Origin of the sequence: Mycoplana sp. MJR14, assembly GCF_029210525.1 — a bacterium.
Classification (GTDB): Bacteria; Pseudomonadota; Alphaproteobacteria; order Rhizobiales; family Rhizobiaceae; genus Mycoplana.
On the sequence record NZ_JARGEO010000005.1, the window covers coordinates 180,517 to 193,828 of the forward strand.

General features: G+C 66.2%; 16 protein-coding genes. 4 read left to right on the plus strand and 12 right to left on the minus strand.

Annotated features, from left to right (window positions below; translation table 11 throughout):
- Positions 1-29: 29 nt before the first annotated feature.
- The 5 genes from tolB to ybgC all read right to left on the minus strand — a co-directional run bounded on the left by tolB (position 30) and on the right by ybgC (position 4,510).
- The gene (tolB, locus tag P0086_RS14165; protein WP_112593791.1) at positions 30-1,334 is read right to left on the minus strand and encodes a Tol-Pal system beta propeller repeat protein TolB; all 1,305 of its coding nucleotides are present in this window, start codon (positions 1,332-1,334) and stop codon (positions 30-32) included.
- Positions 1,335-1,371: 37 nt separating this feature from the next.
- Positions 1,372-2,439 carry a hypothetical protein gene (locus P0086_RS14170; RefSeq protein WP_112600780.1) on the minus strand — a complete coding sequence of 356 codons (1,068 nt, stop codon included), beginning with the start codon at positions 2,437-2,439 and terminating at the stop codon, positions 1,372-1,374.
- Positions 2,440-2,447: 8 nt separating this feature from the next.
- Positions 2,448-2,897: a protein TolR gene (tolR, locus tag P0086_RS14175; RefSeq protein ID WP_112593789.1), complete on the minus strand. Its 450-nt coding sequence runs from the start codon at positions 2,895-2,897 to the stop codon at positions 2,448-2,450.
- Positions 2,898-2,927: 30 nt separating this feature from the next.
- A complete protein-coding gene (gene tolQ / locus P0086_RS14180) occupies positions 2,928-3,644 on the minus strand; it encodes a protein TolQ (protein ID WP_112593788.1) in 717 nt (238 codons plus the stop codon).
- A gap of 407 nt (positions 3,645-4,051) precedes the next feature.
- Complete coding sequence (ybgC, locus tag P0086_RS14185; protein WP_275786579.1) at positions 4,052-4,510, minus strand: tol-pal system-associated acyl-CoA thioesterase; 459 nt, start codon at positions 4,508-4,510, stop codon at positions 4,052-4,054.
- Positions 4,511-4,646: 136 nt separating this feature from the next.
- Here ybgC and P0086_RS14190 point away from each other — a divergent pair, with 136 nt between their 5' ends.
- From P0086_RS14190 to P0086_RS14200, 3 genes are read left to right on the plus strand one after another with little or no spacing between them, the layout of a single operon-like run.
- A complete protein-coding gene (locus tag P0086_RS14190) occupies positions 4,647-5,867 on the plus strand; it encodes an NAD-dependent epimerase/dehydratase family protein (protein ID WP_275786582.1) in 1,221 nt (406 codons plus the stop codon).
- Positions 5,864-6,763 carry a glycosyltransferase gene (locus P0086_RS14195; protein WP_275786585.1) on the plus strand — a complete coding sequence of 300 codons (900 nt, stop codon included), beginning with the start codon at positions 5,864-5,866 and terminating at the stop codon, positions 6,761-6,763. Before P0086_RS14190 ends, P0086_RS14195 begins: the two co-directional genes overlap by 4 nt.
- Positions 6,760-7,656 carry an NAD(P)-dependent oxidoreductase gene (locus tag P0086_RS14200; RefSeq protein WP_275786588.1) on the plus strand — a complete coding sequence of 299 codons (897 nt, stop codon included), beginning with the start codon at positions 6,760-6,762 and terminating at the stop codon, positions 7,654-7,656. The genes P0086_RS14195 and P0086_RS14200 overlap by 4 nt, the downstream gene beginning before the upstream one ends.
- A gap of 5 nt (positions 7,657-7,661) precedes the next feature.
- On the opposite strand, the gene ruvB is transcribed toward P0086_RS14200, so the two are convergent.
- Genes ruvB through ruvC form a run of 5 tightly spaced genes read right to left on the minus strand, consistent with a single transcriptional unit; the run spans position 7,662 to position 10,598 of the window.
- The gene (gene ruvB / locus P0086_RS14205; RefSeq protein WP_112613570.1) at positions 7,662-8,702 is read right to left on the minus strand and encodes a Holliday junction branch migration DNA helicase RuvB; all 1,041 of its coding nucleotides are present in this window, start codon (positions 8,700-8,702) and stop codon (positions 7,662-7,664) included.
- Positions 8,699-9,097: a PIN domain-containing protein gene (locus tag P0086_RS14210; RefSeq protein WP_275786592.1), complete on the minus strand. Its 399-nt coding sequence runs from the start codon at positions 9,095-9,097 to the stop codon at positions 8,699-8,701. Before P0086_RS14210 ends, ruvB begins: the two co-directional genes overlap by 4 nt.
- Positions 9,094-9,381 carry a type II toxin-antitoxin system PrlF family antitoxin gene (locus P0086_RS14215; protein ID WP_112593782.1) on the minus strand — a complete coding sequence of 96 codons (288 nt, stop codon included), beginning with the start codon at positions 9,379-9,381 and terminating at the stop codon, positions 9,094-9,096. The genes P0086_RS14210 and P0086_RS14215 overlap by 4 nt, the downstream gene beginning before the upstream one ends.
- A 55-nt stretch (positions 9,382-9,436) precedes the next feature.
- Positions 9,437-10,054 (minus strand): Holliday junction branch migration protein RuvA, encoded by a 618-nt coding sequence (ruvA, locus tag P0086_RS14220; protein ID WP_275786595.1) that lies wholly within the window; start codon positions 10,052-10,054, stop codon positions 9,437-9,439.
- Between the two features lie 13 nt (positions 10,055-10,067).
- A complete protein-coding gene (gene ruvC / locus P0086_RS14225) occupies positions 10,068-10,598 on the minus strand; it encodes a crossover junction endodeoxyribonuclease RuvC (protein ID WP_112593780.1) in 531 nt (176 codons plus the stop codon).
- Between the two features lie 160 nt (positions 10,599-10,758).
- Between ruvC and P0086_RS14230 the strand changes: the two genes are divergently transcribed.
- Positions 10,759-11,754: an LLM class flavin-dependent oxidoreductase gene (locus P0086_RS14230; protein ID WP_275786598.1), complete on the plus strand. Its 996-nt coding sequence runs from the start codon at positions 10,759-10,761 to the stop codon at positions 11,752-11,754.
- Here the strand turns inward: P0086_RS14230 and P0086_RS14235 are convergent.
- On the minus strand, positions 11,733-12,392 hold the full coding sequence (locus P0086_RS14235) for an HAD hydrolase-like protein (RefSeq protein WP_275786602.1): 660 nt from the start codon (positions 12,390-12,392) through the stop codon (positions 11,733-11,735). The genes P0086_RS14230 and P0086_RS14235 overlap by 22 nt on opposite strands.
- Positions 12,393-12,469: 77 nt before the next feature.
- Positions 12,470-13,216: a YebC/PmpR family DNA-binding transcriptional regulator gene (locus tag P0086_RS14240; protein WP_112593777.1), complete on the minus strand. Its 747-nt coding sequence runs from the start codon at positions 13,214-13,216 to the stop codon at positions 12,470-12,472.
- Positions 13,217-13,312: the final 96 nt, after the last annotated feature.

The following is a 13,312-nucleotide window of genomic DNA, read 5'->3' on the forward strand; positions in this document are numbered from 1 at the left end:
TTGCGGCCGTTCACACAGGCCGCGGCGGGTCACTCCAGAAGCGGCGACCAGGCCGGGTCGGAGGCATAGCCGGCCGTCTGCACCTGCTGCTCGTTGTAGCCGGTGAGATCGATCGAGTAGAGCTGCGGCCCGCCGGAGCCGGCCGGCTGGCGGAAGAACATCAGGACGCGCCCGTTCGGCGCCCAGGTCGGTCCTTCGTTGTGGAAGCCGGTCGTCAGGATGCGCTCGCCCGAGCCGTCCGGCTTCATCACGCCGATCGAGAACTTGCCGCCCGACTGCTTGGTGAACGCGATCAGGTCGCCGCGCGGCGACCACACCGGCGTCGAATACGAGCCGTCGCCGAAGGAGATGCGGTTCTGGCCGGAGCCGTCGGCGCTCATGACATAGAGCTGCTGGCGCCCGCCGCGGTCGCTTTCGAAGACGATCTGGCTGCCGTCCGGCGAATAGGACGGGCCGGTGTCGATCGCCGCCGTCGAGGTCAGCCGCGTCGTCGTGCGCGAGCGCAGGTCCATCGTGTAGATGTTGGCGTTGCCGTCCTGCTGCAGGCTCATGATGACCCGCTGGCCGTCGGGCGAAAAGCGCGGCGCAAAGGTCATGCCGGGGAAGTTGCCGACCACCTCGCGCTGCCCGGTTTCCAGCTGCAGCAGGTAGACCCGCGGCTGCTGGCCCTCGAACGACATGTAGGTGATTTCCTGCCGGTTCGGCGAGAAGCGCGGCGTCAGCACGATCTCGTTGGAATTCGTCAGCGCCCGCGCGTTCGCCCCGTCCTGGTCCATGATGGCGAGCTGGCGCTTGCGGGCGTTCTTCGGACCGCTCTCGGCGACATAGACGACGCGGGTGTCGAAATAGCCCTTCTCGCCGGTGATCCGCTCATAGATCGCGTCCGCGATGATATGGGCGACGCGGCGCCAGTTTTCCGGCTGGGTGTAGAACTGCTGGCCGGTCATCTGCTGGTTGGCGAAGGTGTCCCACAGGCGGAACTCGGCGCGCAGGCGGCCATCGCCCTCCTGCGTGACCCGGCCGGTGACCAGCGCCTGCGCGTTGATGACCTTCCAGTCCTCGAAGCGCGGCGGCTGGTCGGGATTGGAGATCTTCTCGATGAAGGCCTGCTTGGCGACCGGCGCGAACAGGCCGGACCGCTTCAGGTCGGCGGCGATGACGTCGGTGATCTTCGCGCCGAGATCGCCGCCCGAGACGAAATCGGTCACGGCGATCGGCAGGGGCTCGACGTTGCCCTTGTTGATGTTGATCTCGACGAGCGCCCATGCCGGGGTCGCTGCGGCCGCAAGCCCGGTCAAGCCGGCTGCAGAATGAAGAAAAGTGCGTCTCAGCATGCGATCTAGGCCTTCCTAACTGCTGTGCCTGTCGGCATCACATCATCTCGCTGGGGTCGAAGTTCACGACGACTTCGCTCCAGGCATCATACTTGTCCTTCGGCAGCTTATCGAACGGCGCCGACTTCAGGATCGCCCGGCGCGCGCCGCCGGCAAGCGCCCGGCGGGCGGCATCCGAGCCGCCGGTGGCGACCACTTCCGGCTCGCCGACGATATTGCCGTCGGGGTCGAGCTGCATCGTCACCTTGATGCGCACCTCGGTCGCATCCGCCATGCCGGGGATGATCGACCAGTTGTTCTGGATCAGGCCGCGCAGCGCATCCATCTCGCTCATCGACAGCTTCGAGCCGCCGGTCGTCTTCTTGCCGCCGAGCGAGGCGGTCTCGGTCGAGCGCTTGGCGCCGCCGCCCTTGGCCTCGGTCTTGTTCAGGAGTGCAGCAACCTCGTCGGCGTTGAAGTCGCTCTCCTTGGCCGAAGCGGCCTGCTTCTTCTCCTGCTTCTTTTCCTCGTTCTTGCGATCCGGCGTCTTGGCCGTCTGCGGCTGCGGCGGCTGCGGCTTGATCTCCGGCACGGGAACGTTGTCCGGCATGGCTTCCGCCTCGGCCACCTCGGCGGGGGCCTCCTCCGCGGGCTTTTCCTCCGGCGTCGCCTCGGGCGTCACTTCCTGCTTGGGCTCCGCCTCGGCGGCCACTTCCGTCGCCGGCGTCGACGCCGGCTCGCTGGGTTGCACCTGCTCCACCGGCTCTTCGGCCGGATCGGGGGTCGGCAGCGCCTTTTCCGCTTTAGGCGGGGCTGCGGCGGTCTCGGTGTTCTGCGGCTTCTCGTTCGGCGTCGGCGGCGTCTTCAGGTCGACGTCGTTGTCGCCGGAATTCTCGGCGTTCACCACCGGGTCCTGGCGCTTGGTCGGCACCGGCGCGGACTTCTCCGCCATCGGCGCCTTCTTGTCGCCCTGCTGGATCTGGGTCAGTTCCTCGATCGGCACGATGTCGACCGGCATCGCCTCCACGTCGGCGACGTCGAAGCTCTCCGGACTGCCGATCGTCACCAGTGCCCAGGTGAGCACCAGTGCGTGCAGAGCGGCGGATGTGGCGAGGCTGGCCTTCATCGCTGTCTTCAGTTGTCCGGTTTCTGCTCGGTCACCAGGCCGATATTGGTGAAGCCTGCCGACTGGATGCGCGACATGACGTCGGCGATCACACCATAGGGGGCCGCACCGTCACCGCGCACGAAGATCCGCTCGGTGTAGCCCGTCGTCGCGACGGCCTCGAGCTTGGCGGCGATCTCCTCGACCGGGATCGCGGTCTCCTGCAGGAACACTGCGCCGTCCGCCTTCACCGAAACGGTGATCGGCTGGGTCTCGGCATTGAGCGCCTTGGCGGACGTCTTGGGCAGGTCGAGCGGAACGCCGACCGTCATCATCGGGGCGGCCACCATGAAGATGATCAGGAGCACCAGCATGACGTCGACGAACGGCGTCACGTTGATCTCGCTCATCACCGCCTTGCGACCGCCGCGCCTGCGACGCCCGCCGCCGCCCTTGCCCCCACCGACTGACATGCCCATGGTTTCGTCTCCTGCTTGGCGACCGCAGCGTTACTGCGCCGCCTGGCGCGGCTGCAGCTTCTCGTCGATCTGGCGCGAAAGAATGGCGGAGAATTCGTCGGCGAACCCCTCCATTCGTGCCGTGATCTTGCCGGCGTCGGCAGTGAACTTGTTGTAGGCGATGACGGCGGGGATGGCGGCCAGAAGGCCGATCGCCGTTGCCAGCAGCGCCTCGGCGATGCCCGGCGCCACGACGGCGAGGTTGGTCGACTTGGAGCCGGCGATCGCCTGGAACGAGGTCATGATGCCGACGACGGTACCGAAGAGGCCGATGAACGGGCCGGCGGAGCCGATCGTCGCCAGCGAGCCGAGCCGGGCCTCCAGCGCTTCGGATTCGCGCGCCAGCGTCACGTCCATTGCCCGGTCGATGCGCATCTGCAGCCCGATCGGCGAGCGCGCCCCGCGCTCGAAGCTCTTCTTCCACTCGCGCATGGCGGCGACGAACATCGCGCTCATGCCGCTGGTCTGCCGGTCGGCCAGCGTCCGGTAGAGCTCCTCGAGCGATTGCCCGGACCAGAACACCTGCTCGAAGCTGTCGAGCTGCCGCCGAGCCTTGCCGAAGGCCAGCGTCTTGTCGACGACGATCGCCCATGTCCAGATCGACGCCGCGATCAGACCGATCATGACCAGCTTCACCACGAAGCCCGCCTGCATGAAGAGCGACCAGAGGCTCACATCGGCCGTTGCTGCCAAACCTACCTGTTCCATAGACTTCCGTCCCCGAATCCAAACACCCGGCACGGGCTTTCGGCCATCGCACCGGGTCTTCATCCCTTTGCCGGACCGGCCTCCGGGCGCTCCCGGAAATGCCGATGCCGGCTCTTCGCAAACTTCAGGGAAACCGCGACCCGTTTTCGTCCGCAGCCGTCCCGCCTGTTCGTCAAGATGTCCGGTTGATGTTGCCGGCCGCCACGCCGATCAAACGCATTCAACTGCCTTCTTGCCGTCAATTTTGGTTAAAGGATGACGTGCAGTGCACAAAATCCAGTGCATTCAGTAAGACAGCATTATGGTTAAGGGAGTATTACCGCGACGGGGGAAAAGTCCCCTGCCCGCCCGCCCTGCCCCCCGGGCGAGCCTGCGGATGGGTATCCGCGGCTGCAACGGACATCGAATCAGCCCGCGGCCGCCGCGCCCAGAAACTGCGCCGCCAGCCCCTCCGGCAGGCGCCGCGGCCGGCCCTTGGCATTGACCACGGCAATGACGACCTTCGCGGCGATCAGCAGCTGTTCGCCGCGCCGGACCTCCTGCTGCAGCACCATCTTCGCGCCGCCGGCCTTCTCGGTATGCGTCAGCACCGTCAGCACGTCGTCCATGCGCGCCGGCGCCTTGAAATCGATCTCCATGCGGTGGACCACGAACATCAGCCCTTCCGTGTCGCCCTCGATCGACAAGGCACCCTGCTCCACCCCGAGACAGCGCAGATAGTCCGTGCGGCCGCGCTCCATGAAATGCAGGTAGCGCGCATGGTAGACGAAGCCGGAAAAGTCGGTGTCTTCGTAATAGACGCGCTGCACCAGCCGGTGCCCGTCCGCCGTCAGTTCGCCCGAAAGGGCATGGTCGAGAGTGCTCATCATCAGCTTCCATGACAGGGAGAAGACAGCTCCTGTGGACGAAATATGGAGCAAAATCAAGGATTGCACTCTTGTCACATTCGGCCACTATGCCAGATTACAGGCAAACGCAGAGGAGTGTCCGATGGTATCGGCTATGAAGATTGCAGTCCTGGGCGGAGATGGGTTCGTTGGCTGGCCCACCGCACTGCACCTCTCCAACGCCGGTCACGAGGTCCATATCCTCGACAATCTCTCCCGCCGCTGGATCGACACCGAACTGGGCGTCCAGTCGCTGACGCCGATGGATTCGATCCAGGAACGCACCCGCGTCTGGCACGCCGAAACCGGCCGCCGCATCCATTTCCACCTGCTGGATCTCGCCACCGACTACGAGCGCCTGAAGAACTGGCTGCGCGAGGAGCGTCCCGACGCCGTCATCCATTTCGCCGAGCAGCGCGCCGCCCCCTATTCGATGAAGAGCGACCGGCACAAGAACTACACGGTCACCAACAACGTCAACGCGACGCACAACCTGCTGAACGCCCTCGTCGAGACCGGCGTCGACGCCCACCTCGTCCATCTCGGCACCATGGGCGTCTACGGCTATTCGACCGTCGGCGCGGCGATCCCGGAAGGCTATCTTCCGGTCGGCATCGAGACCATGGACGGCGAGACGGTGAGCCAGGAGATCCTCTATCCCGCCAATCCGGGCTCGATCTACCACATGACCAAGTGCCTGGATCAGTTGCTGTTCCAGTTCTACGCCAGGAACGACGGGCTGAGGATCACCGACCTGCACCAGGGCATCGTCTGGGGCACGCACACCCGCGAGACCCGGCTGCACCCGCAGCTCGTCAACCGCTTCGACTATGACGGCGACTACGGCACCGTTCTCAACCGCTTCCTGATCCAGGCCGCGATCGGCTATCCGCTGACCGTGCACGGCACCGGCGGCCAGACCCGCGCCTTCATCCACATCCAGGATTCGGTGCGCTGCATCGAGATCGCGCTCGAAAATCCCCCCGCCCGCGGCGCCCGTGTCGAGATCTTCAACCAGATGACCGAGACGCACCGGGTGCGCGACCTCGCCAAGCTCGTCGCCGGGCTGACCGGCAGCGAGATCGCCTGGCTGCCGAACCCGCGCAAGGAGGCGGCCGAGAACGACCTCGTGGTGAAGAACGACAAGTTCCGCGCCCTCGGCCTCGACCCGACCACGCTCGCCGACGGCCTGCTTTCGGAGATCGTCGATGTGGCGAAGAAATTCGCCTATCGCGTCGATCGCAGCCGCGTCCCCGCCGTCTCGGCCTGGACGCGCGACATCGCCGCCACCATCAACCACGACCCCGAGGGCCGGAGACTGAAATCGGTATCATGACGGCAAGCCCGCACGCAGAGGCAGGGATCCGCCGCAGCAGGCCGGCCGCAAGCCGTCGCGCCTATGTGACGCTGGTGACGAACGAGGACTACGCCAGGGGCGCCACCGCCCTCGTCCATTCGCTGCGCCGCAGCCGCACGCAGGCCGATCTCGTCGTCCTGCACACGCCCGCACTTTCCGAGGCCGGCCGGACCGCGCTCGCCGCGCTCGGCTGCCGGCTCGTCGAGGCCGACCTCTTGCCGATGTCGGACGGCTTCAACGCCCGCCATGCCCGCCGCGCCCTGCACGGCGCCGCCCCCTTCACCAAGGGCCGCAAGCCGGATTTCCACGCCCCGCTCGACAATTTCGTCAAGCTGCGCCTGTGGCAGCTCGTCGAATACGAGGCCTGCATCTTCATCGATGCCGACGCGATCGTGCTGAAGAACATCGACCGGCTCTTCGCCTATCCCGAATTTTCCGCCGCCCCCAACGTCTACGAGAGCCTGCGCGACTTCCAGCGGCTGAATTCCGGCGTCTTTGTCGCCCGCCCTGCACTCGCCACCTTTGCCGCGATGCTGGACCGGCTGGATGCCCCCGACGCCTTCTGGCCGCGCACCGACCAGACCTTCCTGCAGAGCTTCTTCCCGGAATGGCACGGCCTTCCCGTCTACTTCAACATGCTGCAGTATGTCTGGTTCACCATGCCCGATCTTTGGGACTGGAAGAGCATCCACGTGCTCCATTATCAGTACGAGAAGCCCTGGGAAACGAACAACCCGAAAGCGGAGGTCCTGATGCCCCTGATCACGCTGTGGCAGGCCTTCCACGACGACGGCCCGGTCCCCGACATCGATGCGCTCGCCGGTCCGGAACGGCCCGGCGCCGCCCTGCCGCTTTCGCCTCCGGCCGGCGCATGACGCGCGTGCTCGTCTCCGGCGGCACCGGCACGGTCGGCCGCTTCATCGTCGAGCACCTTCTCGCCCACGGCTACAAGGTCACCGTCGGCGGCCGCACGCCGCCTGCGCCGGACTTCTTCTCGCGCGCCGTCGCCCACGTGCCGTTGCACCTCGATCCGGACCTCGACCAGATCGACGCCTTCGAGAACATCTACTACTTCGTCCATGCCGCCTTCGCCCACGTGCCCGGAAAGTACCGCGGCGGCGAAGGCGACGATCCGGACGGTTTCCGCCGCGCCAACCTGAACGGCTCGGTCCGCCTGTTCGAGGCGGCGCGGGACGCCGGCGTCCGCCGCTGCGTCTTCCTCTCCAGCCGCGCCGTCTACGGCCCGCAGCCGCCCGGCACCGTCCTGACCGAGGATCTGCCGGCCAGGCCCGACACGCTCTACGGCCGGGTCAAGCTCGACACCGAGCGCAGCCTGCAGGCGCTCTGCGCACACAACTTCACCACCGCCAGCCTGCGCGTCACCGGCGTCTACGGCGAGGCCGGCCCGAGGCGGGATCACAAGTGGCATGGGCTGATCGGGGACTATCTGGCGGGCCGGCCGGCCGCCCCGCGCGCGGGCACGGAAGTGCATGGCGACGACGTCGCCGCTGCCGTCCGCCTGATGCTCGAGACCGACCCGATGCGCATCAACGGCGAGGTGTTCAACGTCTCCGACGTGCTGGTCGATACCCGCGCGCTGCTTTCGATCGTGCAGCAAGCCACCGGCTGTCCCCACCCGCTGCCGGCAAAGGCCGACGTCGACGCCTTCTGTCCGATGGCGACGGAGCGGCTCCGCATGCTCGGCTGGCAGCCTGGCGGCATGCTGCGCCTCCAGGCGACGCTCGAGGCCCTGTCGCGGACGCCGTGAGGCGCCTACTCGTCTTCGGAAAACAGCCGGAACTGCGAGGCTTCCAGGTCCTTCGGCGGTTGCAGGCCGAGGTGCTTCCAGGCATTCGCGGTCAAGACGCGCCCGCGCGGCGTGCGCTGGATGAAGCCCTGCTGGATCATGTAGGGCTCGATGATGTCCTCGATCGCATCGCGCGGCTCGGAGAGCCCGGCGGCGATCGTCTCGATCCCCACCGGCCCGCCGCCGAAATTGTGCGCGATCATCGAAAGGTAGCGCCGGTCGAGCTGGTCCAGGCCCATATTGTCGACCAGGAGCCGCGTCAGCGCCTCGTCGGCGATGTCGCTGGTAACGGCGTCGGCGCGGGCGACTTCGGCGAAATCGCGCACCCGCCGCAACAGCCGCCCGGCGATGCGCGGCGTCCCCCGCGCCCGGCGCGCGATCTCGCGGGCGCCGTCGTCGGTCATGCCGAGCCCCATCAGCCTGGCGCCGCGGCGCACGATCGATTCCAGCTCCTCCACCGTATAGAAATTCAGCCGCACCGGAATGCCGAAGCGGTCGCGCAGCGGCGTCGTGAGCAGGCCGAGCCGGGTGGTGGCGGCGACGAGGGTGAACTTCGACAGGTCGATCTTCACCGACCGCGCCGCCGGGCCCTCGCCGATGATCAGGTCGAGCTGGAAATCCTCCATCGCCGGATAGAGGATTTCCTCCACCGCCGGATTGAGCCGGTGGATCTCGTCGATGAACAGGACGTCGCGCTCCTCCAGGTTGGTGAGAAGGGCGGCGAGGTCACCCGCCTTGGCGATCACCGGGCCGGAGGTCGAGCGGAAGTTGACGCCCAGTTCCTTCGCCATGATCTGCGCCAGCGTCGTCTTGCCGAGACCGGGCGGGCCGACGAACAGCACGTGGTCGAGCGCCTCGCCGCGGTTCTTCGCCGCCTCGATGAAGATCTTCAGGTTGGCGCGCGCCTCCGCCTGGCCGGTGAAGTCGTCCAGCGTCTGCGGGCGCAGCGTCGCATCCACGTCCTCGCCGCGCTTGTCGGGGGTGATCAGTCGGGCGGCATCGGTCATGACAGAAGTTCCATTCCGGGGATCGCCCTTGCTGTCTTGCGATCAAAAGTTACCACTCTGCTGCAGCCTGCTTTGAGCGCCGCCCATGCGACGAGACAGTCCGCAAGATCGGAAATCGTCGCGTCCGGCTCCAGGAGCTCAACCTCCAGTTCCTCGGCAAACTCGATGACCGCCTCTACGGACCCGAGCAACCGGCGCAGCATCTCGGTGATCTGCCGCTGCGAGTAGCCCAGCCTTCGGCGCAGCACCCAGACCGTCTCCGCCAGCACGACCGCGCTCAGATAAACGGGGTCATCTTCGGTGCGCTCCGCCATGAACCGTCGCGCGCTTTCATTCTGTTCCACGTCGTCGTCAACAAGAAAACGCAGCAGCACGTTGGTGTCGATGCCGATCATGTCGAACCTTCATGCCATTCACGAACGATGCGCGCGTCGTCCTCCGCTACTGCATCCATGATCGCGTCGTCGATTTCGTCGATGGACAAGCTTGCGCCATTCGGCGGCTTCCCCAACGACCCGGCGAGGTCCGCCAGCCGACCATTCTTGACCCGCAGGTATACCCTGTCGCCGCTGATGACATAACGGATCTTGTCGCCCGGCTTGAGCTTCAGCGCCTCGCGGATTTCGGCCGGGATCGTCGTCTGCCCCTTCGAGGTCAAGGTGCTGTCGTAGACACCCATGGGAGTTCTCCTTACTTACTCAACAATAGTAAGGAGCGAAATGAAAAACAAGGAATCATCGCGCCAACTCCTTCAATCCGAGCCGGATCAGCTTGGCGCTGTCCGCGCCCTCCCCGCCGTTCTTCAAGGCCGCAGCCACCGCATTCGCCGCCTGGTCGCGCGAGTAGCCGAGATTCGTCAGCGCGGAAACCGCATCCGCAACCGGGGCCGACGCCACGCCCTCGCCGATCTCCTGTTTCAGCCCGATCGCCGCAGCCGCCTCGCCGGCGAAGGCCGGCGCCTTGTTCTTCAGTTCGGTCACGATCCGCACCGCGACCTTGGGGCCGACGCCCGGCGCGCGTGACACGGCGGTCTTGTCCTGCAGCGCGATCGCGTTGGCGAGTTCTCCCGGCGTCATCGTCGACAGCACTGCCAGCGCCACCTTCGAGCCGACCCCCTGCACGCTCTGCAGCAGCCGGAACCATTCCCGCTCCAGCGCCGTGAGGAAGCCGAACAGCCTCAACTGGTCCTCGCGCACATAGGTCTCGATGAAGAGCACGGCCGCCTCGCCGGCGGAGCCGAGCTTCGACAACGTCCGCGCCGAGCAGAAGGCGACATAGCCGACGCCGTGCACGTCGAGGACGACGTGATCCTCGCCGATCTCGTCGATCGTGCCCTTGAGCTTGCCGATCATGGGGTCTTCCTCGTCATGGTTGGGTCTTCATGGAGCCGGCGAGCGCGGCGATCCGCCCTTTCAGGCTCTGGCGGTTATGGGCGTGGCAGATGGCGATGGCGAGCGCGTCGGCGGCGTCGTTGCCCTTGAATTCCGCCTTCGGCATCAGGACCTTCAGCATCATGTGGATCTGCTGCTTCTCGCCGTGGCCGACGCCGATCACTGCCTTCTTCACCGCGTTCGGCGCGTATTCGGCGACGCGCAGGCCGGCCCGCGCCGGAACCAGCATGGCGATCCCGCGCGCCTGTCCGAGCTTCAGCGTTGCCGTCGCATCCTTGTTGACGAAGGTCTGCTCGACCGCCGCCTCGTCGGGCCGGTAGGAATGGACCACCTCCGCCAACCCGTCGTGCAGCTGGCAGAGCCTCGAGGCGAGGTCCATGTCGCCGTCCGAGGTCACCGTCCCCGAGGCGACGAAGCGCAGCGAATTGCCGAGCGTCTCGATGATGCCCCAGCCGGTGCGGCGAAGCCCCGGATCGATGCCGATGATGCGAATCGTGCCCTGCATGGTCGAACCCTATTCAAGATGGCGCGACCCTGCCAGCCAAATGTGAACAAACCAAAAACAAACAGACTCTGCGCCTTCGCCCCGCAGCCACCGTCTTGGATTTCAGGAAATTGAACCTACATGCAGTGACATTCAAATCCATTCATGCAGAGGTCCTCCCATGGTGCCCTTTTCGATCCTCGATCTCTCCCCGGTCATCGAAGGCGGCACCGTCGCCCAGTCGCTCGCCAATTCGAGGCGCCTGGCCCAGGAGGCCGAACGGGAGGGCTACCGGCGCTTCTGGCTCGCCGAACACCACGGCATGCGCGGCATCGCCAGCGCTGCCACCGCCCTCGTGATCCAGCACGTCGCAGCCGGTACCGAGACGATCCGCGTCGGCTCCGGCGGCATCATGCTGCCGAACCATTCGCCGCTCGTCATCGCCGAGCAGTTCGGCACGCTGGAGGCGCTCTTTCCCGGCCGCATCGACCTCGGTCTCGGCCGTGCTCCCGGAACGGACATGAACACCGCCCGCGCGCTTCGCCGCAACCTCGAGACCTCCGCCAACAATTTTCCGCAGGACGTGGTCGAACTGATGGCCTTGATGGGTCCGCTGCAACCGGGCCAGCAGGTCATCGCCGTCCCCGGCGCGGGCAGCAACGTCCCCGTCTGGCTGCTCGGTTCCAGCCACTACTCGGCCCATCTCGCCGGCATGCTGGGCCTGCCCTTCGCCTTCGCCTCCCACTTCGCCCCCGACATGCTCCTGACCGCGCTGGAGATCTATCGCGAGCGCTTCACGCCGTCGCAATACCTGGAGCGGCCGCATGTGATGGTGGGCGTAATGGGAGCCGCCGCCGACACCGATGCCGAGGCGCAGCACCTCTTCACCTCGATGCAGCAATCCTTTGTGGCGCTCCGCCGCGGCGCGCCGACCGTGTTTCCGCCGCCGGTGGACAGCATGGACGGCCTCTGGAGCGAACAGGAACGGATCATGGTCGAGCACACGCTGCAATATGCGGTGGTCGGCGGCCCGAACACCATCCGCGAGAAGATCGCCGGCTTCCTCGACATCACCAAGGCCGACGAGCTGATCGTGTCCATGCCCGTCTACGACATGGCGGCACGGCTGCGATCGGTCCGGCTCTTCGCCGAGGCTCAGCGCGCGCTCTCGGCCTGACCAGAGCCCCGGCCGCCGAAGAGGGCGGCGGCGATGTCGTCGACGGTCGCAAAGAAATGATCGGGACGAAGGCTGCGGAGAAAATCCGCTTCGGCATAGCCCCACGCCACGGAGCCGGCAGCGATGCCGGCCTTCCGGGCCGCCTCGATGTCGCGCGCCTCGTCGCCGATGGCAATGACGCGGCCGGGGTCCTGCGACGTCGCCTTCAGCAACTTCTGGAAGTGACGCGCCTTGCCGAACAGCGACGCACCGCAGGCGAAATGGTCGATCAGGCGGACGTGCTGCGCGAGCGCGGTTCTCACCACCGCCTCGCGATTGGAGCTGACGATGGCGGTGCGTACACCGGCCGATTGAACGCAAGCCAGCATGTCGACGACACCGGGAAACAGCCGGATCTCCGCGGCATGGCGGCTGGCCTGCTCGCGCATGAAGGCGGCGATCTTCGGCAGCTTCCAGAACGGCACGCCCATATGCGCGATGATCTCGCGATTTCCCTTCGAGCGCAGTTGCTGGAACTGCTCCGGGGACATCTGCCGGAAACCGAACTGCACCGCAGCCCTGTTCGTCGTCGACATGAACCACTCGCCGGTATCGGCGAGCGTCCCGTCGAAATCGAAGATCACCAGGTCGTAGGTCATGGACGAGGTCCCGTTCAAACGCGAATGGCCCGCACCGGGACGGCGCGGGCCATGGACTGGGAAGTGCCGTTCGGCGATCAGGCCGAGAGCTTCGCCATCACTTCGTCGGACACTTCGAAGTTGGAATAGACGTTCTGCACGTCGTCGTCGTCTTCCAGCGTGTCGATGAGCTTCATCAGCGACTGCGCCTTCTCCTCGTCGACCGGCACGGTGTTCTGTGCCTTCCAGATGGCCTTGACGGTCTCGGCTTCGCCGAGCGTCCCTTCCAGCGCCTTGGACACCTCGCCGATGTTCTCGAAGGCGCAGTAGATGGTGTGAACCTCGTCGTCGGTCTCGACATCGTCGGCGCCGGCTTCGATCGCCGCTTCCATCACCGCATCGGCGTCGCCGGCCGAAAGCTTGTAGGTGATCTCGCCGACGCGATCGAAGGAGAAGGACACGGAGCCGGTTTCGCCGAGCGCACCGCCGGCCTTGGTGAAGGTCGAGCGGACCGAGGAGGCGGTACGGTTGCGGTTGTCGGTCAGCGCCTCGACGATGACGGCGACGCCGCCCGGGCCGTAGCCCTCGTAGCGGATCTCCTCGTAGTTCTCCGCGTCGCCACCGGAGGCCTTCTTGATGGCGCGGTCGATATTGTCCTTCGGCATGGACTGCGCCTTGGCGTTCTGGATCGCCAGACGAAGGCGCGGGTTCATCGCCGGGTCGGGCAGGCCGGCCTTAGCGGCAACCGTGATTTCGCGAGCGAGCTTGGAGAACATTTTCGACCGCACGGCGTCCTGACGCCCCTTGCGATGCATGATGTTCTTGAACTGTGAATGGCCTGCCATGGCACCCCTGCGCTGTTTGGCGCGACGGCAACGTCTTCTCGTTGGAAACGACCGCGCGCTGTCTTCTGTTCGGGAGCGCACCCGTCCGCGTCCAGT